Annotated in this window: 18 protein-coding genes; 13 read left to right on the top strand and 5 right to left on the bottom strand. The window is 69.3% G+C overall.

The window, feature by feature from the left end; translation table 11 throughout:
• The first annotated feature begins 11 nt into the window (after window positions 1-11).
• Complete coding sequence (locus tag BST42_RS06545) at window positions 12-998, top strand: bile acid:sodium symporter family protein (RefSeq protein ID WP_083117740.1); 987 nt, start codon at window positions 12-14, stop codon at window positions 996-998.
• On the opposite strand, the gene BST42_RS06540 is transcribed toward BST42_RS06545, so the two are convergent.
• Window positions 985-1590, bottom strand: a complete 606-nt coding sequence (locus BST42_RS06540; RefSeq protein ID WP_083117739.1) for a YqgE/AlgH family protein — start codon at window positions 1588-1590, stop codon at window positions 985-987. The genes BST42_RS06545 and BST42_RS06540 overlap by 14 nt on opposite strands.
• A 71-nt stretch (window positions 1591-1661) precedes the next feature.
• Here BST42_RS06540 and BST42_RS06535 point away from each other — a divergent pair, with 71 nt between their 5' ends.
• Genes BST42_RS06535 through BST42_RS06520 form a run of 4 tightly spaced genes read left to right on the top strand, consistent with a single transcriptional unit; the run spans window position 1662 to window position 6819 of the window.
• Entirely contained in the window at window positions 1662-2933 is a 1272-nt protein-coding gene (locus BST42_RS06535) for an MFS transporter (protein WP_083117738.1), read from the top strand.
• Between the two features lie 29 nt (window positions 2934-2962).
• Complete coding sequence (locus BST42_RS06530; RefSeq protein WP_083117737.1) at window positions 2963-3736, top strand: TIGR03084 family metal-binding protein; 774 nt, start codon at window positions 2963-2965, stop codon at window positions 3734-3736.
• Window positions 3737-3778: 42 nt separating this feature from the next.
• Window positions 3779-4354 (top strand): molybdopterin-dependent oxidoreductase, encoded by a 576-nt coding sequence (locus BST42_RS06525; RefSeq protein ID WP_083117736.1) that lies wholly within the window; start codon window positions 3779-3781, stop codon window positions 4352-4354.
• Window positions 4351-6819 (top strand): putative bifunctional diguanylate cyclase/phosphodiesterase, encoded by a 2469-nt coding sequence (locus BST42_RS06520; protein WP_083117735.1) that lies wholly within the window; start codon window positions 4351-4353, stop codon window positions 6817-6819. The genes BST42_RS06525 and BST42_RS06520 overlap by 4 nt, the downstream gene beginning before the upstream one ends.
• On the opposite strand, the gene BST42_RS06515 is transcribed toward BST42_RS06520, so the two are convergent.
• On the bottom strand, window positions 6729-7241 hold the full coding sequence (locus BST42_RS06515; protein ID WP_083117734.1) for a pullulanase: 513 nt from the start codon (window positions 7239-7241) through the stop codon (window positions 6729-6731). The genes BST42_RS06520 and BST42_RS06515 overlap by 91 nt on opposite strands.
• Before the next feature lie 7 nt (window positions 7242-7248).
• On the bottom strand, window positions 7249-8709 hold the full coding sequence (locus BST42_RS06510) for a CCA tRNA nucleotidyltransferase (RefSeq protein WP_083117733.1): 1461 nt from the start codon (window positions 8707-8709) through the stop codon (window positions 7249-7251).
• A gap of 72 nt (window positions 8710-8781) precedes the next feature.
• Between BST42_RS06510 and BST42_RS06505 the strand changes: the two genes are divergently transcribed.
• From BST42_RS06505 to BST42_RS06470, 8 genes are all read left to right on the top strand, one after another.
• The gene (locus tag BST42_RS06505) at window positions 8782-9576 is read left to right on the top strand and encodes an NUDIX hydrolase (RefSeq protein WP_207569448.1); all 795 of its coding nucleotides are present in this window, start codon (window positions 8782-8784) and stop codon (window positions 9574-9576) included.
• Window positions 9573-11903: a DUF6049 family protein gene (locus BST42_RS06500; protein ID WP_083117731.1), complete on the top strand. Its 2331-nt coding sequence runs from the start codon at window positions 9573-9575 to the stop codon at window positions 11901-11903. Before BST42_RS06505 ends, BST42_RS06500 begins: the two co-directional genes overlap by 4 nt.
• Window positions 11900-15442, top strand: a complete 3543-nt coding sequence (gene murJ / locus BST42_RS06495) for a murein biosynthesis integral membrane protein MurJ (protein ID WP_083117730.1) — start codon at window positions 11900-11902, stop codon at window positions 15440-15442. The genes BST42_RS06500 and murJ overlap by 4 nt, the downstream gene beginning before the upstream one ends.
• A gap of 63 nt (window positions 15443-15505) precedes the next feature.
• Window positions 15506-16069 carry an RNA polymerase sigma factor SigM gene (sigM, locus tag BST42_RS06490; RefSeq protein ID WP_083117729.1) on the top strand — a complete coding sequence of 188 codons (564 nt, stop codon included), beginning with the start codon at window positions 15506-15508 and terminating at the stop codon, window positions 16067-16069.
• Between the two features lie 12 nt (window positions 16070-16081).
• Complete coding sequence (locus BST42_RS28975) at window positions 16082-16576, top strand: RsmA family anti-sigma factor (RefSeq protein WP_110918487.1); 495 nt, start codon at window positions 16082-16084, stop codon at window positions 16574-16576.
• A 77-nt stretch (window positions 16577-16653) separates the two neighbouring features.
• The gene (gene trxB / locus BST42_RS06480) at window positions 16654-17625 is read left to right on the top strand and encodes a thioredoxin-disulfide reductase (protein ID WP_083117727.1); all 972 of its coding nucleotides are present in this window, start codon (window positions 16654-16656) and stop codon (window positions 17623-17625) included.
• On the top strand, window positions 17622-17954 hold the full coding sequence (trxA, locus tag BST42_RS06475; protein WP_036342267.1) for a thioredoxin: 333 nt from the start codon (window positions 17622-17624) through the stop codon (window positions 17952-17954). Before trxB ends, trxA begins: the two co-directional genes overlap by 4 nt.
• Window positions 17955-18156: 202 nt before the next feature.
• Window positions 18157-19404: an N-acetylmuramoyl-L-alanine amidase gene (locus BST42_RS06470; protein ID WP_165760791.1), complete on the top strand. Its 1248-nt coding sequence runs from the start codon at window positions 18157-18159 to the stop codon at window positions 19402-19404.
• Here BST42_RS06470 and BST42_RS06465 read toward each other — a convergent pair whose 3' ends face one another.
• Both BST42_RS06465 and BST42_RS06460 read right to left on the bottom strand, forming a co-directional pair.
• On the bottom strand, window positions 19405-20133 hold the full coding sequence (locus tag BST42_RS06465; RefSeq protein ID WP_083117726.1) for an acetyltransferase: 729 nt from the start codon (window positions 20131-20133) through the stop codon (window positions 19405-19407). It abuts the gene before it with no gap.
• A gap of 228 nt (window positions 20134-20361) precedes the next feature.
• Window positions 20362-21327 (bottom strand): ParB/RepB/Spo0J family partition protein, encoded by a 966-nt coding sequence (locus BST42_RS06460; RefSeq protein ID WP_083117904.1) that lies wholly within the window; start codon window positions 21325-21327, stop codon window positions 20362-20364.
• Window positions 21328-21339 lie beyond the last annotated feature (12 nt).

The following is a 21339-nucleotide window of genomic DNA, read 5'->3' as shown; positions in this document are numbered from 1 at the left end:
TCGGCGACCTGATGCGCGCGCTGCGTCGCGGCGTCGGACTCGACCCGTTCCTGCTGCTGCTTGTCGCAGTCGTCGCGCTGGCCACCGTGCTGCCGGCCCGTGGGACGCCGGCCGACGCCCTGTCGCTGGCAACCAAGATCGTCATCGCCCTGCTCTTCCTGTTGTACGGCGCGCGACTCTCACCGCAGCAGGCCTGGCACGGGGTGCGGCAGTGGAAGCTGCACCTGCTGGTTCTGGGCACCACTTTCGTGGTGTTCCCGTTGCTCGGACTCGCGGCCCGCGCGCTGGTTCCGTCGGTTCTGACCGACGAGCTGTACACCGGGCTGCTGTTCCTGTGCCTGGTCCCATCGACGGTGCAGTCCTCGATCGCCTTCACCTCGATGGCGCGCGGGCACGTGTCGGCGGCGATCGTCAGCGCGTCGTTGTCGAACATCGTCGGAGTGTTTCTGACCCCGCTGCTCGTTCTGGTGCTGATGCCGCTCGGCGGGGCACCCCGGGTCGACGGCTCCGCGATCGGAGACATCGTGCTGCAACTGCTGGCGCCGTTCGCCGTCGGGCAACTGCTGCGCCGGTGGCTGGCGCCGCTGGTGACCCGGCACGCGGCGCTGACCAAGGTGGTCGACCGCGGCTCGATCCTGCTGATCGTCTACGCCGCGTTCTCGGTCGGGATGACCGAGCACATCTGGAGCAGCGTGCAGCCGTGGCGGGTGGTGGCGGTCGCCGCGGTCAGCGCGGTGTTGCTCGCGGTGGTACTGGCCTTCACATGGATCACCGGCAGGCTGGCCCGGCTGGACCGCGCAGACGCGATCGTGCTGTTGTTCTGCGGGTCGAAAAAGAGTCTGGCCTCCGGGCTGCCCATGGCGCTGGTGCTGTTCCCTGCCGCCAGCGTGGGCTTGATCATGTTGCCGCTGATGCTGTTTCACCAGATCCAGCTGTTCGTCTGCGCGGTGATCGCCGCCCGCCTGGGCCGCGGCGCGGCGGCGGTCAGTTCCGGCTGACGTCGATCGGATGCGTCGCCAGCAGTGACAGCGGCAGCGGCTGGCGGCGCAACACCCGCGACCACAAGTCCACCCGTGGCTCGACCAGCACATCGGAAGGCAACGCGGACAACACAATCCAGTCGTCGCGCTCGATCTCGCCCTCCAGCTGGCCGATGGTCCAGCCGGAGTAGCCTGCGAAGATCCGCACCCCCTCCACGGCCGGGGCGATCAGATCGGGATCAGCGTCCAGGTCGATCATCACCATGCGGCCCGCGACGTGGCGCAGACCGGGCATCCCCTGCGGATCGGTGCCCACCCGTAGCGTGCCAAGACACAGCGCGGCGTCGCGCTTCACCGGCCCGCCGATGAACATCGTCTTGGGCTTGGCCGCGAGTTTCGACCACTGCGGCAACACGTTGTACACGGCGGTCTCGCTGGGGCGGTTGAGCACCACACCCAATGTGCCGCCGTCATTGTGCTCGACGACGTAGATCACGCTGCGCCGAAATGTCGGCTCCATGAGATCGGTGTTGGCCAGCAGCAACGTTCCCGGTCGTACCCGGTTCGCCGCAGGCGCGACGAAATCTTCGGGGTCCTCGGACTGTGCCACCCCACCATCATGGCATCAGCTAGGTGTTGCTGTGGTAACGGGCGCGTGTGGATATTTGTACTGTTGGTCCGATGGTCGACGCCCGCGCACCCGGTTCGCTCTGGCGATCCGTGCGCAGCCTGCCCGAGTTCTGGCGGTTGCTCGAGTTGCGGACCGCCAGCCAGTTCGGCGACGGGCTGTTTCAAGCCGGGCTCGCCGGCGGGCTGTTGTTCAACCCGGAACGGGCCGCCGACCCGTGGGCGGTGGCAGGCGCGTTCGCGGTGCTGTTCCTGCCGTACTCGATCGTCGGCCCGTTCGCCGGAGCACTGCTGGATCGCTGGGATCGCCGGGCGGTCCTGGTCGCGGCGAACCTCGCCAGGCTGCTGTTGGTGGTCGGCGTCGCGGTGCTGCTGGCCGTCGGGGCCAGCGACCTGACCGTGCTGTGCGGCGCGCTGATCGTCAACGGGTTCAGCCGGTTCGTCACCTCCGGGTTGTCGGCGGCGCTACCGCACGTCGTGCCCCGCCAGTCGGTCGTCGTGATGAACTCCGTCGCCACCGCCACCGGAGCCACCGCCACGTTCCTCGGCGCGAACTTCATGCTGTTGCCGCGCTGGCTGTTCGGCTCGGGCGACGCGGGCGCGGCCACCATCATGTCGATGGTGGCGGTGCCGATCGCGGTCGCGTTCGTGCTGTCACTGCGCTTTCCGCGGCACGTGCTCGGGCCGGACGACACCGCCCGCGCCGTGCACGGTTCGGTGTTCTACGCCGTCACCACCGGGTGGATCTACGGCGCACGCACGGTACTGAACACGCCCACCGTCGCGGCCACGCTCTCCGGCCTGGCCAGCCACCGGATGGTGTTCGGCATCAACACCCTGCTGGTCCTGGTCATCGTGCGGCACAGCGACACCCAGGCCGTCGGTGGTCTGGGCACCGCCGTCATCTTCGTCGCGGCCACCGGCCTCGGCGCGTTCCTGGCCAATGTGCTGACCCCGATGTCGATCAAGCGGTGGGGCCGGTACGCGACCGCCAACGGGGCGCTGGTGTGTGCGGCCGTCATCCAACTGGCCGGCGCCACCCTGCAGTTGGTGGTGATGATCGTGTGCGGGTTCCTGCTCGGACTGGCCGGCCAGATGGTCAAGCTGTGCGCCGACACCGCCATGCAGATCGACGTCGACGACGCGCTGCGCGGACACGTGTTCGCCGTGCAGGATTCGTTGTTCTGGATTTCGTTCATCGCAGCGATCACAGTCGCCGCGGCGGTGGTCCCGGCCGACGGCCGCTCCCCCGTCTTGGCATTGGTCGGGTCGGCGGTCTATCTGCTCGGCCTGGCAGTGCACAGCGCGGTCGGGCGTCGCACCTGAGTTTCCAAGGATGGGACTAGGTTCGTCCCATGGCAGCCGCGGACCCCATCATCGACGACCTGCGTGACGAGAGCGACGCGCTCGACGCCCTCGTCGCGCCGCTGGACCCGTCCGGCTGGGCGCGGTCCACACCGGCGCCCGGCTGGACCATCGCCCACCAGATCGCGCATCTGCTGTGGACCGATCGGGCGTCGCTGCTGTCGATCACCGACGAACCCGCGTTCGGCGCCCTGCTCGCCGCGGCCCAGGCCGACCCGACGGGCTTCGTCGACAAGGCCGCCGAAGAGTTGGCGCTCACCCCGCCCGTTGAACTACTGGCGCAATGGCGAGACACCCGCACGCAGCTGCACGCCGCGCTGCGCGGGGTGGCCGACGGCCGCAAGCTGGTCTGGTTCGGGCCGCCGATGAGCGCACCGTCGATGGCCACCGCCCGGCTGATGGAAACCTGGGCGCACGGCCTGGACGTGGCCGACAGTCTCGGTGTCGCGGTCGCGCCGTCGGCGCGGCTGAAGTCGATCGCCCACCTCGGTGTGCGCACCCGCGACTTCGCGTTCACCGTGCACGGACTCACCCCGCCGGCCGACCCGTTCCGCGTCGAACTGACGGCGCCCGACGGGAGCTGCTGGGCGTGGGGACCCGAGAACGCGGCCCAACGCGTAACCGGGTCGGCGCGTGACTTCTGCTACCTGGTCACCCAGCGCAGGCCGAGCCGCGAGCTCGACATAGTCGCCGAAGGAGCCGATGCCGCACGGTGGCTCGGCATCGCGCAAGCCTTCGCCGGGCCGCCCGGCCAAGGACGCTGACGTACCGGCCGATCTTTGCTTTGGGCAGTATCATCGCCCATCATGCGCAACCGCCTCCTGGCCGCCATCGCGGCGGGGACGGTAGGGATTGCGGTCGGCGGGTGCACGACCGGACCCTCCCTGGACCACCCCTCCTCGGCCGCAGCGGAATCGGCATCCGGTCAGGGACGCAACCCCTACGCCGCCGGGACCGTGGACCCGCCCGCTCCGGGCGCACCGGTGCTCACCGTGACGGGCGGGACGACGTCGCTGTCCCTGACCATCGACCAACTGAATGCCATGGGCAACGCGACGATCTCGATCGACGAACCCTTTGTCAACAAGCGCGAGACCTACAGCGGTGTGCCGCTGGCCATCGTGCTCGCCAAAGCCGGAATCGCCGATACCGCAACGATCGACACCGATGCGATCGACCACTACCACTACGTCAGCGTCGTCAAACCGATGATCGAATCGCAGGCCCTGATCGCCACCGAACGTGACGGCGCACCCATTCCCTACGAGCAGGGCGGCCCCATCCGGATCGTCTTCCCCGACCGCACCCCGCTGTCGTCGGTGCTCGAAGCCTGGAACTGGAGCCTGACCTCGATCACGGTGAAGCATCCGGGCGGCCCGTGATCACCGACCGCTGGCTCACCCCGCCCGGCCCTCGGCTGACCCTCAACCGCGGCCAGCAGATTGTGGCAGCTGTGCTGGTGCTGCTGCTCATCGCGCTGGTCGCGATCGGCTTTCAGTCCTCGGCCGACCAGAACGCGTACAGCCGGCACAGCGCCCGCAGCGAAGCCGCGACCACCAACACGTTTTTCACCGTGCGCGATTCGCTCACCTACATCGACCGCGCACAGCGGTATCTGCTCGGCGTCGTTCCCCGGCGCGACGTCCAGCTCGCCAGGGCGATGCTGGCTCAGCGCCTGCGGGTGATCGCGGCCAACGGTGTGACCGCCGGCGACAGCACGAGCCCCGACTACCGCACCGCACTTGCCGCACTGGACGCGGTGGTTGCCAAGGCGCCGCCCGGTCTGCTGCCCGTCGGGCAACGCGACCGCTGGGCCGGCGCCATCCTGCCGCTCTCCGAGGCCCTCTCCGAGCGGGCACACGAGCTGGCCGCCGACAACCAGATCGAACAGCACCGGATGGATCGCCTCGCCGAGCGGAACCTGCTGCGCGGCCGGGTGGTCCAGCTGACCATGCTGATCGCCGCCCTGATCCTCGCCGGGATTCTGCTGTGGTGGGTTGCAGCCAATGTGGTGCGCCAATACCGAAGCGCCCGAGAGGCTTTCGATGACGAGCGAGAAGTGCTGCGCCAGACCGAATTCCGCCTCGATCGCGTTTCCGCGCTGGAACGCGGCCAGGCGCAGATCCTGGAGCGCATCGCCACCGCTGGCCCGGTGTCATCGGTCCTGCGCCAGATCGTGCAGCTGGCCGCCGACGTGTCCGGGGCACCAGCCGTCCGACTGTCGATCGGCAGGCGCACAGTCATCTACCCGCCGGGCGCCGACGTGTCGGGCACGCCGGCGTGGGCCGGCGTCGTCACCGACAACGTCGACGGGTCAGGGACGCTCCAGGTGTTCGGCGACCCCGAAGCCCTCGACGAACTCGCCCACACCGCCCTGGTGCGGTGCCGGGACCTGGCGGTGCTGTCGCTCGAACGCGATGCGTCCGCGCGCCGGCTGTCCTACCAAGCCAGCCACGACGCCCTCACCGGCCTGGCCAACCGCAGCCTGCTGCTCACCCGGCTGTCGAAAAGCCTGCTGCTGTCCCGCCGCCGCGGAACGCCGCTGGCGCTGCTTTTCTGCGATCTGGACCGCTTCAAGATGGTCAACGACTCGATCGGGCATGCCGGCGGAGACCAGCTGCTGATCGAGGCGGCCCGGCGGCTGTCGGCGACCGTGCGCGAAAGCGATACCGTGGCACGCCTTGGCGGCGACGAGTTCGTGGTGCTCTGCCCGGAACTGCCGGACCGCGCGCAGGCCCTCGCATTGGCCGAACGAATCCGCACCGCACTCAGCGTGCCGTACACCATCGACGGCAAGGAAGCGTTCGTCGACGTCTCCATCGGCATCACCTTCGCCGACGAATCCACCGTCTCCGGTCACGAGCTGATGCGGGAAGCCGACGTGGCGATGTACCGGGCCAAGCTCACCGACGGCCACCACATCAACGTCTTCGACTCGACGCTCGAAGCCGAGGTCGCCCAGCGCCTGGACCTGGACGCCGCACTGCGGCACGCCGTGGAGCGTGGCGAGCTGCGGGTCTCCGCCCAACCGATCGTCGTGCTCGACACCGGAGTGATCACCGGCTTCGAGATGTTGCTGCAATGGCACCGCCCCGGACTGCCCGTCCTGTACCCCGGTGCGTTCATCCCGCTGGCCGAGGACAACGGCATGATCGTCGAGATCGGCCGCTGGGTGCTGCGCGAAACCATCCAGACCCTCGCCCAGTGGCGCGCCGACGGGCTGGCGCTCGACCTGACCATGTCGGTCAACGTGTCACCTCGCCAGGTGCGGGAAGCCGGCTTCGCCGAAGAGGTGCTGCAGATGCTGGCGGCGGCCGGCTTGCCGCCCGAGACACTCATGATCGAACTCACCGAACACGCGCTGGTCGACCTGCGGGTGGCGCACCCGACCCTGGCCCGGCTGCGCGAGGCCGGCGTCCGCGTCTCCCTGGACGATTTCGGCACGGGCTATTCGTCGCTGACCCAGCTGCGCACGCTGCCCGTCGATCAGATCAAGCTCGACCGCTCGTTCGCCGCCGCCCTCGACGAGGGCGACGACAAGCAACGCGCGGTCGTCCAGTCGGTGGTCGCTTTGGCCAGCGCGCTGTCGCTGGACCTGGTGGTGGAAGGCATCGAGACCGTCGCCGAGCGCGACACCTTGCTGGATCTCGGCGCCGACAAGGGGCAGGGCTTCCTCTATCACCACCCCGTGCTGTGGGACGCCGCCCGAGCGCTGCTCGAGTCGGGCGGGGTGTGCACGGTGCCGTCGGACGGCGACTACACCGGGCCTGCGTCGTCGGAGAATCCGTCACCGTCGGAGTCGACGAACGTGACGTCCCAGCGGCCATCCCCGTCGGTGTCGACGTAACCGGTGTCGAATCCGCCGCCGGGCCCGCTGCGCAGTGCCCGATCGGCCAACCCGTCGTGGTCGACGTCCAGCACCCGGTCCGGCCGCCCGTCCCCGTCGAAATCGATCGGCCCGGCCGCCGTGTGCTCGACGCCGTCGAGACCGAACCAGCGCAGCGGGCCGGCCGGGCCGGCCGGAGTCATCGCCCATGTCCCCGACCCGTCGTCGGTGAATACGTGCTCCGCGGCATCGTTATCGAGGTCGACGGCAGCATGGTCGGCCAGACCGTCGTCGTCGAAATCGGCCAGTGCATCATCGAAGGCGCCGTCGCCGTCGAGGTCGAGGCGCACCCCGTCGAGGTCGCCGTCACCGTCGACGTCCACCTCGGGGTGACCGCTGAACATCGCCGCCGTGCCGTCCCCATGCCCCAGGCAGTAGTCCATACCTACCTCAGACGCCGGGCGGGCCCTTCGGGTTCCGTTCGTTCCACCACGCCAACAGTTCGGCCACGGCCTCGTCGTGCTCGAGCGGGCCGCGGTCCAGGCGCAGTTCCTTGAGGAACGACCAGGCCTGCCCCACCTGCGGGCCGGGCGGGATGTCGAGCAACCGCATGATCTCGTTGCCGTCGAGGTCCGGACGCACCCGTTGCAGGTCTTCTTTGGCCGCCAATTCGGCGATCCGCTCCTCGAGCTCGTCGTAGTTGGCCTGCAACCGCGCCGCCCGGCGCTTGTTGCGCGTGGTGCAGTCGGCGCGGACCAGCTTGTGCAGCCTGGGCAGCAGCGGTCCGGCGTCGGCGACGTAGCGGCGCACCGCCGAGTCCGTCCACTTGCCGCCGCCGTAGCCGTGGAACCGCAGGTGCAGATACACCAGCTGCGACACGTCGTCGACCATCTGCTTGGAGTACTTCAGCGCCCGCATCCGCTTGCGGACCATCTTCGCCCCGACCACCTCATGGTGGTGGAAGCTCACGCCGCCGTCGGATTCGTGGCGGCGGGTGGCCGGCTTGCCGATGTCGTGCAGCAGCGCGGCCCAGCGCAACACCAGATCCCGCTGGTCCGGCTCTTCGAGAGCCATCGCCTGCCGTAGCACGGTCAGCGAGTGCTGGTAGACGTCCTTGTGCTGATGGTGCTCGTCGATGGCCATCTGCATGCCACCGATCTCGGGCAACACCACGTCGCCCATCCCGGTCTGGACCATGAGGTCGATGCCGGCCACCGGATCCTCGCCCAGCAGCATCTTGTCCAGCTCGACGGCGACCCGCTCGACCGTGATCCGGCCGAGTTGCGGCGCCATCTCCACGATCGCGCGACGCACCCGATCGGAGACGCCGAAGCGCAGCTGGGAGACGAAGCGCGCCGCCCGCAGCATGCGCAGCGGGTCATCGCCGAACGACACCTCGGGCGCCGCCGGGGTGTCCAGGACCCGCTCCCGCAACGCCGCCAGGCCGCCCAGCGGATCGATGAAGTCGCCGGGGCCATCCGCGGTGATGCGCACCGCCATTGCGTTGACCGTGAAGTCGCGGCGGACCAGATCGTCCTCGAGCCGGTCGCCGTAGTGGACCTGGGGGTTGCGGGACACCTGGTCGTAGCTGTCGGCGCGGAAAGTGGTGATCTCCAGCCGCTCGCCGTACTTACCGACGCCGACCGTGCCGAACTCGATGCCGGTATCCCACAGCGCGTCAGCCCATGGCCGCACGATCCGCTGAACCACCTCGGGCCGCGCGTCGGTGGTGAAGTCCAGGTCCGGGTTCAGCCGTCCCAGGACGGCGTCGCGCACACTGCCGCCGACGAGGTAGAGCTCGTGGCCGGCCGCGTCGAACAGCGCACCGACTTCGCGTAACAGCGCACCCTGTCGATTGAGCGCGACAAGGGCCCGGGCGAGCAGTTCGACGTCGTGGTGGGCTTCGGACACGTGGCAGAAGCCTAGTCGTGTACCGGCGAGTGCGGTCGGGACGCCATCGGTGTGCCAGCTACTATCGCTTGGGTGTCGGACGGCGAACAGGCCAAACCACGACGGCGCCGAGGGCGTCGCCGCGGCCGTCGCGCGGCCGGTCCGGCAAATTCCACCCCGGCGGACTCCGGCGCCACCGAAACCTCGGACAACGCCACCGCATCCCCCGCCGTCAACGGCAGCAACGGTGCGCCCCGACCGGGCAAACCGGGCCGCCCCCGTCGGACGCCCGCGCGGCTGCGCACCGTCCACGAAACCTCGGCGGGCGGACTGGTCATCGACGGCATCAACGGGCCGCCCGAAGCTCAGGTGGCCGCCCTCATCGGGCGGGTCGACCGGCGCGGGCGGATGCTCTGGTCACTGCCGAAGGGCCACATCGAACAGGGTGAGACCGCCGAGGAAACCGCCATCCGCGAGGTCGCCGAGGAGACCGGTATCCGCGGGCAGGTCCTGGCCGCGCTCGGCAGCATCGACTACTGGTTCGTCACCGAAGGCCGCCGGGTCCACAAGACGGTGCACCACTACCTCATGCAGTTCTCCGGCGGTGAACTGTGCGACGAAGACGTCGAAGTCACCGAGGTGGCCTGGGTTCCGGTCGGTGAACTGCCGAACCGACTGGCCTACGCCGACGAACGCCGACTCGCCGAAGTCGCCGGCGAACTGATCCAACTCCTGCAGTCCGACGGTGTCGCCGCGCTGCCGCCGCTGCCGCGCACCACCCCTCGCCGGCGCCCCCAGACGCATTCCCACACCCGCAACCGTCGCTCGGACGACTCAGGACCGCGTCAATCCGGCCCGCGCACGAACGGCTGCGGACCGGGAACGTGACCATGCCGAGGCGGGTCGGCAAGCTGCCCCGGATCGTGCTGGTCCTCGGTTTCCTTGCCTTGCTCGCGATGCCAACGACCGCGCCGGCCGCCGCCGGCGAGCCCGGGTCGGCGCCCTTCCTGCACGTGCGGGTGGACAGCGTCACCCCGGATCTCATCACCACCACCAGCGAGCCGACCGTCACCGTCACCGGCACCGTCACCAACGTCGGCGACCGTCCGGTGCGCGACGTCGTCGCCCGCCTCGAACACGCGCCCGCGGTGACCTCCTCGGCGGGACTGCGCACCAATCTCGGCGGAGCCAACGACCAATTCCAGCCCGTCGGCGAATTCACCGCCATCTCGCCCGAGATGCAGCGCGGCCAGGCGGTCGGATTCACCTTCAGTTATCCGCTCCGCTCGCGCGCCGCGCCGTCACTGGACGTCGAACAGCCCGGGGTGTACCCGCTGCTGGTCAACATCAACGGCACCCCGGACTACGGCGACGCCGCCCGCCTCGATGACGCCCGCTTCTTGTTGCCGGTCTTGGGTGTGCCGCCCGACGCGGCCAGCGCCCCGGCGGACGCCTTCACCGACGTCGTCCCTCCGGATACCACCAAACCTGTTGCGGTGACCATGCTGTGGCCGCTCGCCGACAAGCCGAGGCTGGCCCCCGGGGTGCCGGGCGGCAGCACACCGGTGCGGTTGATGAACGACGACCTGGCCGTGTCGCTGGCCGCCGGTGGCCGGCTGGACTCGCTGCTGTCGGCGGTCGATTTCGCCACCAGCCCCCCGGTGGATCCCGGCGGGGATACCGCGCGAGCGCTGTGCCTGGCGGTCGACCCGGACCTCCTGGTCACCGTCAACGCGATGACCGCGGGCTACGTCGTCTCCGACTCGCCCGACGGGCTCGGCGCCGCCTCGCATCCCGGTACCGGACAGGCCGCCGCGGCGGCCTGGCTGGACAGGTTGCGCGCCCTGGCCAAGCGGATGTGCGTCACGTCAACGCCGTACGCGCAGGCCGATCTCGGCGCGCTACAGCGGGTCGGGGATGCCGGGCTCAACGCCGCGGCAACCGTCAGCGGCAGCGACATCATCGATCAGATCCTGGGCATCGCGTCGTTGCGCGGTGCGACGGTCCTGGGCGACGGCCCGCTGACGCCCGCCGCGGTCGACCTGCTCGGCGGCCAGGGCCCGACAGTCGCGATCGCGGCCGCCAACTGTTCAGCCCAGGACTCCGCGACCGGGGAGCCGATGATCGCCGACGTGAGCCCACGCCGAGTGTCGCCGCAAGTGGTGATGGCGCCGTTCGACCCGGCCGTCGGCGCCGCGCTGGCCGGCGTCGGTACCGACCCCGATCTGCCCACCTATCTTGATGCGTCGCTGGACGTTCCGCTCGAGCACGACTCGATGGTCGCGCGGCGTCAGGACGCCATCGCGTCCATGCTGTGGCGGGGATTGCAGCCGAGCGCCGAACCGCGCCAGCAAATTCTGCTTCCCCCGCTGAAGTGGAGCCCGCAACCCAGCGACGCGCAGTCGATGCTGACCGCGCTGGCCACCACCATCCGCTCGGGCTTGGCGTTCGCCCGCCCCCTGAGCGACGTGATCACGCAGGCGGCGCAGACCGGACCGGGACCCGGCCCCGACCTGTCGCAGGACACCCGAGGCGGCTTTGACGACGACGTCATCTCCACGATCACCGGGCAGATCGGCCGGCTGTGGGGGCTGACCGCGGCGCTCACGACCGATCCTCGGACCGGGCTGACCGGGTCGCAGTACACCGCGCCGCTGCGCGAGGACATGCTGCGCGCCCTGAGCCAGACCGAACCGCCCGATGAGCGCAACAGCCTCGCCCGGCGCAGGCTGGAAGTCGTCGGCACGACGATCAACGACCTTTTCGGCGCGGTGACGATCGTCAACCCCGGCGGGTCGTACACGCTGGCCACCGAGCACAGTCCGCTGCCGCTGGCGGTGCGCAACGACCTGGCCGTCCCGATCCGGGTTCGCCTGCAGGTCGATGCCCCGCCCGGGATGACCGTCACCGATCTCGGCGAGCAGGAGATCCCGCCGGGGTACCTGCCGCTGCGAGTCCCCATCGAGGTGCACTTCACTCAGCGCGTCGCCGTCGACGTCACCCTGCGCACCCCCGACGGGCTGCAACTCGGTGAACCGGTCCGCCTGTCGGTGCACTCGAACGCATACGGCAAGGTGCTCTTCGCGATCACGCTGATCGGCGGCACCGTGCTGGCGGCGCTCGTCGGGCGCCGGCTCTACCACCGCTTCCGCGGCCAGCCCGACCCCGCCGACCTGGACCGCCCGCGCCGGGCCTGGACCGAAGGCCGCGAATGACGCCGCCGCCCCGTCGGCCGGTCGCCTACGTCCGGCCCGGTCCCCGCACCCGCGCGGTGCGCGCCGAACTGTCCGACGCCGCGGTGGTGTCGCGGTCCTGGGGCATGGCGCTGGCCACTCTGGTCAGCCGCATCACCGGATTCATCCGCATCGTGCTGTTGGCCGCGATCCTCGGTGCGGCACTGTCGAGTGCGTTCACCGTCGCCAACCAGCTGCCGAACCTGATCGCGGCGCTGGTGCTGGAGGCCACCTTCACCGCGATCTTCGTCCCGGTGCTGGCCCGCGCCGAGCGCGACGACGCCGACGGCGGCGAAGCGTTCGTGCGACGGCTGGTCACGCTGGCCACCACCCTGCTGCTGGTCGCCACCATCCTGTCGGTGGCGGCGGGTCCGCTGCTCGTGCGGCTGATGCTCGGCCAGGACCCGCAAGTCAACCAGCCGCTGACCACCGCGTTCGCGTACCTGCTGCTGCCGCAGGTCATCTTCTACGGACTGTCGTCGGTGTTCATGGCAATCCTGAACAACCGCAATGTGTTCGGGCCACCGGCCTGGGCTCCGGTGGTCAACAACATGGTCGCGATCGCCACGTTGGGGTTGTATCTCATTGTCCCAGGCCAGCTCTCGGTCGATCCGGTGCAGATGGGCAACGCCAAGCTGTTGGTGCTGGGCATCGGAACAACGCTGGGTGTGGTGGCCCAGACGGTCGTGCTGCTGGTGGCGATCCGCGCCGAGCGGATCAGCCTGCGCCCGCTGTGGGGCGTCGACGACCGGCTCAAGCGGTTCGGCGCGATGGCCGGCGCGATGGTGCTCTACGTCCTGATCAGTCAGATCGGTCTGGTGGTCGTCAACCAGATCGCCAGCACCGCGGCCGCCTCCGGCCCGGCGATCTACAACTACACCTGGTTGGTGCTGATGCTGCCGTTCGGCATCATCGGCGTCACCGTCCTGACGGTGGTCATGCCGCGGCTGAGCCGCAACGCTGCCGCCGACGACACGCCCGCCGTGCTGGCCGACCTGTCACTGGCCACCCGGCTCACGATGGTCACGCTGATCCCGATCGTCGCGTTCATGACCGTCGGCGGTCCGGCGATGGGCAGCGCGCTGTTCGCCTACGGCAAGTTCGGCGAGGTCGACGCCAACTACCTCGGCGTGGCGATCAGCCTGTCGGCATTCACCCTGATCCCCTACGCGCTGGTGCTGCTGCAGCTGCGGGTGTTCTACGCGCGCGAACAGCCGTGGACACCGATCCTGATCATCATCGCGATCACGGTCGTCAAGATCGCGGCATCGCTGGTGGCCCCGCACCTGACCGACGACAAGGAACTCGTCGCCGGCTACCTGGGCCTCGCCAACGGGCTGGGCTTTTTGGCCGGCGCAATCCTGGGTTATGTGCTGCTCCAGCGGGCGCTGAAACCGCCGCGTGGCACGCTGCTCGACCTGGCCGTGGTTCGCACGATCCTGGTCACCACCGCCGCATCGCTGCTGGCCGGGCTGATCGCCTACGTCATCGACCGGCTGCTCGGACTCAAGGTGCTGACCGAACACGGCGGCGGGGCGGGGTCGCTGCTGCGGCTGGTCGTGCTCGGCGTGATCATGCTGCCGATCCTCGCGGCGGTGATGCTCGCCGCGCGCGTTCCCGACGCGGTGGCGGCCTGGGGCGCGGTCAAACGCCGCATCGCCCGCACCCCGCCGCAGACCGTCACTTCGGCCGCTGCGCTCGACCGGCCGCAGGTCCCAAGGCAGTTCCCGTACCCTGAGCACAGCAATTCGTACGGGGCCACGGGCTCGACGGGGAAAGGACCGGAGGTGAACGACCAGCCCTCGGGCAGTCCTGCCGGCGAGCCAATCGGAGACGCCACCACAAAGATCCCGCGCCAGTCCGCGGACGACTTCCAGCCCGATGTGGCCCCTGAGCCCCACGACGTGCCCGACGTCCGCGTCGGCTCCGTGGCACCCACAGTCCCGCCCAAGCAGCCCAACGCCGACTTCGCCGGCGACCCGACCCGCGAGCCGCTCGGCTTCGAGTCGCCCCGGGAACCGGCAATGGAATCCAGCGCCGCCGACGAGGACACCAACCTGATTCCGGGAGCCAGCATCGCCGGCGGGCGGTACCGATTGCTGGTCTCGCACGGCGGCCCGCCCGGACTGCAGTTCTGGCAGGCGCTCGACACCGCGCTCGACCGGCAGGTGGCGCTCACCTTCGTCGACCCCGAGCGCACCATGTCCGACGAACAGGTGCAGGAAATCCTTTCCCGCACACTCAAACTCAGCCAGATAGAACGGCCGGGCATCGCCCGGGTCCTCGACGTCGCCAACACCGGCGCCGGTGGTCTGGTGGTTTCGGAGTGGATTCGCGGCGGCTCACTGAAGGAAGTCGCCGACACCTCGCCATCGCCGATCGGCGGAGCGCGCGCGGTTCAGTCGCTGGCCGCGGCGGCCGACGCAGCGCACGGCGCCGGCGTCGCGCTGTCGATCGACCATCCCAGCCGGGTGCGGGTCAGCATCGAAGGCGATGTCGCGCTGGCATTCCCGGCGACGATGCCCGGCGCCACCCCCGAAGACGACATCCGCGGTATCGGTGCCGCCCTGTACGCCCTGCTGGTCGACCGGTGGCCGTTGCCGGAGAATGGCGTGCCCAGTGGGTTGGAGTCGGCCGAGACCGATCCGGCCGGTGAGCCACTCGAACCGCGTGCGATCGACGGCGCCATCCCGTTCCAGATTTCCGCAGCCGCCGCGCGCTCGGTGCAAGTCGGCGGTGGAATTCGTTCGGCCCCAACTCTTTTGAACCTGCTGCAGCAGGCCACCGCGACCGCGGACCGCACCGATCTGATCGAGCCCGTCGACCCGGTCGGCGGCCCTGCCGCAGCCCTGCCCGCCGAACCGGCGGATGCCGTAGCCCAGGCTCGTCGCAGGCGCAATCTGCTGATCGGCGTCGGTGTGGGAGCCGGAATCCTGGTGCTCGCGCTGATCGTGCTGGCCTCGGTGCTCAGCAGCATCTTCGGCGACGTCGGCGGCGGCCTCAAGGGTGATCAGCTCGGGCTGAACCCCACGACGTCGCAGACCGCCGCCGACAACAACGCGGCCAGTGGAAGCGTCGTGAAACCCGTTAAGGTGACCGTCTTTTCACCGGGCGGCGGCGCCGACAATCCGGACAAGGCAGAACTGGCCGTCAGCGGCGGGCCCGGTACCGGCTGGTCCACCGACACCTACACCGACCCGAATCCGTTCCCCAACTTCAAGAACGGCGTCGGCCTGCTGCTGCAACTGCCCCAGCCGACCACGGTCGGCAGTGTGTCGCTGACGGTGCCCAGTACCGGTACCGAGGTGCAGATCCGCTCCGCGTCGTCAGCCAACCCCACCACCCTCGACGACACCACGGTGTTGACCCAGCCCACCGCAATGCAGCCGGGCGCCAACACAATTCAGGTCAACGCGAAGTCACCGACCAGCTACCTGGTGGTGTGGATCTCCACGATGGGCACCACCGACGGCAAGAACAAGACCGAGATCTCCGGGTTGACGGTCAAGGCCGCCGGCTGATTCCCTAACAGCCCGTCCCCCGGGTGAAGTGCCTGCGGACGGCGGGAAACCTAATGTCCGGCCATGCTCAGCTTTCTCGGCCCGGCCGTCGTTCGCAGCGATGCCCAGCTGCTGGCCGCTCATGTCGCCGGCGACCGCTACGCCTTCGAGGAGCTGCTCGGCCGACACCACCGCAGGCTCTACCAGCTGGCGCGTCGGCGGACCCGCAGCCCTGAGGACGCCGCCGACGTCATCCAGGACGCGATGCTGGCCGCGCACCGCGGTGCACCGTCGTTCCGCCACGACGCGGCGGTCGGCAGCTGGCTGCATCGCATCGTGATCAACGCTTGTCTGGACCGGTTGCGCCGTGATGCGGCACAGCCGCCCACCGCCCCGTTGGTCGACGAGCACGGCGTCGGTGACCGGACCGGCGGGGTCGACACCGCGCTGGTGGTGCGGCGCGCGCTGATGCGCCTGCCGGCCGATCAGCGGGCCGCCGTGCTGGCCGTCGACATGCACGGCTATTCGGTGGCCGACGCGGCTGCACTCCTGGGCGTTGCCGAGGGCACCGTGAAGAGCCGCTGCGCGCGCGGGCGGGCCCGGCTGACGGGCCTGCTGCGCCCCGACGGCCCGCCCGCACCCGGCTGACACACTGGTCGAGTGGAGCCCACGCACACCGTCACCCCGGCGTCTGACGGCCCCGCAGCCCACGCGCGGCGCCCGGCCGGCCGCACTGGCCGGCTGGTGGCCGCCGGCATCGGCGCGGTGGCCGTGCTCGCCGCGATCGGTCTCGGCACCACGGCACTGCTGACGTCCGGTGGCCCCGCCACCAGCACCTTGACGAGTGCGAGCATGATCACCGTCACCCCGAAGATGCCGATCAGCAGCCGTGAACTCAACTCACTGATCGCCCGCAGCCCGGACTTCGGCGCGCTGGCCGACCCCAAGCGACGGGCCGCGTGCCTCAGTGCGCTCGGCTATCCCGGATCGGTGCAGGTCCTGGGCGCCAAGCAGGTACAGGTCGACGGCAAACCGGCCATCGTGCTGGTGCTGCCCGGCGACCAGCCCGACGTGATCGTGGGCGTCGCCGTGGCCGCCTCGTGCAGCTCCGTGGACACCGGATTGATCGCTGACACGACCGTCCGACGCCCATAGTGCACGGCGGGGAACAGCGCGGCCTACCCTGTTGTTTGACCAGGTGCCCACAAGGCACCCGACGCAGAAAGGCTGGTATGAGCGCCAACCCAGTTCATGACGTCATCGTCATCGGATCAGGCCCCGCCGGCTACACCGCGGCCATCTACACCGCTCGCGCGCAGCTGCAGCCGCTGGTCTTCGAGGGCACGTCCTTCGGCGGCGCCCTGATGACCACCACCGAGGTGGAGAACTTCCCCGGCTTCCGTTCGGGCATCACCGGTCCGGAGTTGATGGACGAGATGCGCGAGCAGGCCCTGCGCTTCGGCGCCGATCTCCGGATGGAAGACGTCGAATCGGTCGACCTGGACGGACCCGTCAAGAAAGTGGTGACCGGCGACGGCGAAACGCACCTGGCCCGATCGGTCATCCTGGCGATGGGTGCCGCGGCCCGCTACCTCGGCGTGCCCGGCGAACAAGAGCTACTCGGCCGCGGCGTCAGCGCCTGCGCCACCTGTGACGGTTTCTTCTTCAAGGAGCAGGACATCGCCGTCATCGGCGGCGGCGACTCCGCCATGGAAGAGGCGACGTTCCTGACCCGCTTCGCGCGCAGCGTCACCCTGGTGCACCGCCGCGACGAGTTCCGGGCGTCGAAGATCATGCTGGAGCGCGCCCGCGAGAACGACAAGATCACCTTCTTGACCAACACCGCGGTCGACGCGGTCGAAGGTGACACCACCGTCTCCGGCCTGCGCGTTCACAACGTGCTCACCGGCGAAGAGTCCGTCCTGCCGGTGACCGGCGTGTTCGTCGCGATCGGTCACGACCCCCGCTCGGAGCTGGTGCGCGGCGCCGTCGAGCTCGACCCCGAGGGCTACGTGCTGGTGCGCGGCCGAACCACCGCCACCTCGATCGACGGCGTATTTGCCGCAGGCGACCTCGTCGATCACACCTACCGGCAGGCCATCACCGCGGCCGGGATGGGCTGTTCGGCCGCGATCGACGCCGAACGCTGGCTGGCCGATGCCGACGACACTGCAACCACCGAGATGATTGGAGCACACCAATGAGCGAAGGCGGCGCGACCGTAACGGTCTCCGACGACTCCTTCTCCCAGGATGTCTTGTCCAGCAATACCCCTGTGCTGGTTGACTTTTGGGCCACCTGGTGCGGTCCGTGCCGGATGGTCGCCCCCGTCCTCGAGGAGATCGCCACCGAGAAGGCCGGCGCGCTGACGGTGGCCAAGCTCGATGTCGACGCCAACCCGGCGACGGCCCGCGACTTCCAGGTGGTCTCGATCCCGACCCTGATCCTGTTCAAGGACGGTCAGCCGGTGAAGCGGATCGTGGGCGCCAAGGGCAAGGCGGCCCTGCTGCGGGAGATCGCCGACGTCGTCTGACCCAGGCGGACCAACCTTGTGCTCCTCCCCCGTCTGAGGCAGGAGCGGCCTATTCGCCGCACGCCTGAGACGATTCCGTTATCAGCGGCGTCGCCAGCCGTTTTCCGGAATGCGGTGAGGTTCTGAGAGAATGCTCCCTAGCCTGTGTGCAATCGTCAGCCCTGGCGACACGGAGCTGACAACGGCGATCGAAGGGCCCTGTATGTCGAGTCTTCGCCACGGTGCCGGGGGCGATGCCTCCTCGCACCGGAGCGGTCGTGATGACGTGTTGCGCCGCGGTGACCGCAGCAACGCTGTCATCGAGATCCGCGAGGCGCTCTCTGCGCTCGGCCTGGTCGACAGTCCCGACGCGAACCTGACGACTGGTAAGCGGGTGGCTGTCGACGTGTTCGACGCCGACCTCGACCATGCGGTGCGGGCGTTCCAGCAGCGCCGCGGTCTCCTGGTCGACGGGATCGTCGGTGAGGCCACCTATCGTGCACTGAAGGAAGCCTCCTACCGGCTGGGGGCCCGCACCCTGCTACACCAGTTCGGCGCCCCGATGTACGGCGATGACGTCGCGACGCTGCAGGCCAAACTGCAGGAGCTCGGCTTCTACACCGCCCTGGTGGACGGCTACTTCGGCTTACAGACCCACAACGGGCTGATGTCGTATCAGCGCGAGTACGGCTTGTCGGCCGATGGCATCTGCGGCCCGGAAACGTTGCGTTCCTTGGACTTTCTGGGTTCGCGCGTCACCGGCGGCTCGCTGCACGCCATCCGCGAGGAGGAGCAGGTCCGCCGCTCGGGACCGCGGTTGTCCGGCAAGCGGATCATCATCGATCCGGGCCGCGGCGGTTCTGATCACGGCCTGATCACCCAAGGACCAGACGGGCCGATCAGCGAAGCAGACATCTTGTGGGACTTGGCAAGTCGGCTCGAGGGCCGGATGACCGCGATCGGCATGGAGACCTTCCTGTCCCGGCCGGCCAACCACAGCCCGCTGGACGCCGAACGTGCCGCCACCGCGAACACCGTCGGCGCCGATCTGATGATCAGCCTGCGGTGTGAGACGCAGCCCAGCCCGTCGGCCAACGGCGTGGCGTCGTTCTACTTCGGCAGCTCGCACGGCTCGGTGTCGACGATCGGCCGCAACCTCGCCGACTTCATTCAGCGAGAAGTCGTGGCGCGCACCGGATTACGCGACTGCCGGACCCACGGCCGGACCTGGGATCTGCTGCGGCTGACCCGGATGCCGACGGTCCAGGTCGACGTCGGCTACATCTCCAATCCGCGGGACCGGTCCATGCTGGTGACCAGTCACGCCCGCGACGCGATCGCCGAGGGTATCTTGGCCGCCGTCAAGAGGCTTTATCTGCTGGGCAAGAATGACCGTCCCACAGGCACTTTCACGTTCGCCGAGCTGCTCGCCCACGAGCTCTCGGTCGAACAGGCCCGGCCCGCTTTCTAGCTAGCCGCGAACCTCCGCGCCGGCGCCGACCGGCTGCTGCAGCTGCGCGCTTTCCAGCAGCCGCTCCAGTGCGGCCTCGACTTCGGCCTTCCAGCCCAGCCCCTTGTCCAGCTCGAGCCGAAGCCGCGGGAAGTACCGATGCGGCGCGACGATGGTGAAGCCGGCGTCGAGCAGGAAGTCGGCGCTGATCATGCACTGGTCGAAGGAGCAGTCCCCCAGCACTTCGACCGCAGGCCGCAACTCGGGGTCGACGGCATCGGGGTCGAGTAGTTCAGTGGCGTCGGCGGTGCGGCCGAACGCCTCGAGGGCTCGCACGCCGCGTCGAACCAGTTCGTTGACCACCTGGCTGATCAAGGCCTGGGGCAGTCCGTCGGCCTGCCCGGACTCGACGCCGATCGACGTCAGCAGAACGGCGTCCGCGCTCACCGGTCCGGTCGGGAACAGTTGCGCGCGCGGTACCGCCCGCGGCGGGGCGTACAGCACATAGCCGAGGCACGGCTGCTCGTCGTCCGACGCCGATCCGTCGGCGGGCGTCGCGCTGGCCACCTGACCACACGAGCCCCACTCCAGCATGACCATCGACAGCCATGCTTCTTTCTCGAACTCGGGATCCGGAAGGTAGTCACCGCCGAGAGTCGCGGGGTCGACTTCCCAGAACACACATCGGCGCGCGTGCTTGGGTAGTTGCTCGAATCCCTCGAGCCGAAGCGGCGTGATACGGACGGACACTAACCTTCCCGGCTTTCTTGCGGTGCGGATGCGCGCAACAGCCCCTCCAGGATAGGAGAGGCGACCGGGACGGTGCCAGTGATGGCGTAGCTACCGAAGTCTGCGCTCAGCGGGAGCGGAATTCGTTGGCGCACTGTGCGATTCCTCGCTGGAGTCACTCGGCAGCGAACGCGGACGGGAGTTGGCGTCACTGTGACGGAACTGGCTGGTGTGGTCGTACCTGGATTTTCAGCCCGCAGGCCGGTTCATCATGTCCACAATGCGCTGCAAATCGTCCACCGAGCCGAACTCGACGACGATCTTGCCCTTGCGCTTGCCCAGGCTCACGGTCACCCGGGTGTCGAAGGTACTCGACAGCCGTTCGGCGACGTCCTGGAGCCCGGGCATCTGGATCGGCTTGCGCCGCGGCGCGGGCGGAGTCTTGGTGTCGGACCGGTTGGCCAGCGTGACGGCTTCCTCGGTCGCTCGCACCGACAATCCCTCGGCCACGATCCGCGCGGCGAGCTCCTCCTGAGCCTCGGCGCCCGCCTCGAGTGCGAGCAGCGCGCGTGCATGCCCCGCCGACAAAACACCGGCTGCTACCCGGCGCTGGACGGCGATCGGCAGGCGCAGCAACCGGATCATGTTGGTGATCACCGGACGCGAACGGCCGATGCGTGCGGCCAGTTCGTCGTGGGTGACTTCGAACTCGTCGAGCAGTTGCTGGTAGGCAGCCGCCTCTTCCAGAGGATTGAGTTGAGCGCGGTGGATGTTCTCCAGCAGGGCGTCGCGCAGGAGGTTGTCATCGGTGGTCTCTCGGACAATTGCCGGGAGGGTGGCGAGGCCGGCCTCCTGCGCCGCTCGCCACCGCCGCTCCCCCATCACCAGTTGGTAGCGCGCCGGGGCTCCTGGTGCGGAGTCCGGCAGCTCCCGCACCACGATCGGCTGCATCAGCCCGAACTCGCGGATCGAGTGCACCAGTTCGGCAAGTGCCTCTTCGTCGAATACCTGGCGCGGCTGGCGTGGATTCGGCTCAATGGCCGACGGGTCGATCTCGCGATAGACCGCCCCGACACTGTCCACGTTCAGGGGCGCTCCCCCACCGATCACCACGTCGGCGGCGGCAGCCCCGAGCCGCGGGCCACCGTCGGTTGGCCCGGTCGGAATCAGCGAGGCCAAGCCGCGGCCAAGACCGCCTTTGCTTTTCGATGACATGTGCGCCTCCAC

Source organism: Mycolicibacterium rhodesiae, assembly GCF_002086695.1.
Classification (GTDB): Bacteria; Actinomycetota; Actinomycetes; order Mycobacteriales; family Mycobacteriaceae; genus Mycobacterium; species Mycobacterium rhodesiae.
Note: the sequence above shows the minus strand (reverse complement) of the source record. Positions and strands in the feature narration are given on the sequence as shown.

What these genes read in the sequence shown, in the direction of transcription:
- trxA (WP_036342267.1), top strand. Translation starts at nt 17,622, where the DNA reads ATGAGCGAAGGCGGCGCGACCGTAACGGTCTCCGACGACTCCTTCTCC.
- BST42_RS06545 (WP_083117740.1), top strand. Translation starts at nt 12, where the DNA reads ATGCGCGCGCTGCGTCGCGGCGTCGGACTCGACCCGTTCCTGCTGCTG.
- BST42_RS06535 (WP_083117738.1), top strand. Translation starts at nt 1,662, where the DNA reads ATGGTCGACGCCCGCGCACCCGGTTCGCTCTGGCGATCCGTGCGCAGC.
- trxB (WP_083117727.1), top strand. Translation starts at nt 16,654, where the DNA reads ATGAGCGCCAACCCAGTTCATGACGTCATCGTCATCGGATCAGGCCCC.
- sigM (WP_083117729.1), top strand. Translation starts at nt 15,506, where the DNA reads ATGCTCAGCTTTCTCGGCCCGGCCGTCGTTCGCAGCGATGCCCAGCTG.
- murJ (WP_083117730.1), top strand. Translation starts at nt 11,900, where the DNA reads ATGACGCCGCCGCCCCGTCGGCCGGTCGCCTACGTCCGGCCCGGTCCC.
- BST42_RS06525 (WP_083117736.1), top strand. Translation starts at nt 3,779, where the DNA reads ATGCGCAACCGCCTCCTGGCCGCCATCGCGGCGGGGACGGTAGGGATT.
- BST42_RS06515 (WP_083117734.1), bottom strand. Translation starts at nt 7,241, where the DNA reads ATGGACTACTGCCTGGGGCATGGGGACGGCACGGCGGCGATGTTCAGC.
- BST42_RS06530 (WP_083117737.1), top strand. Translation starts at nt 2,963, where the DNA reads ATGGCAGCCGCGGACCCCATCATCGACGACCTGCGTGACGAGAGCGAC.
- BST42_RS06460 (WP_083117904.1), bottom strand. Translation starts at nt 21,327, where the DNA reads ATGTCATCGAAAAGCAAAGGCGGTCTTGGCCGCGGCTTGGCCTCGCTG.
- BST42_RS06470 (WP_165760791.1), top strand. Translation starts at nt 18,157, where the DNA reads ATGTCGAGTCTTCGCCACGGTGCCGGGGGCGATGCCTCCTCGCACCGG.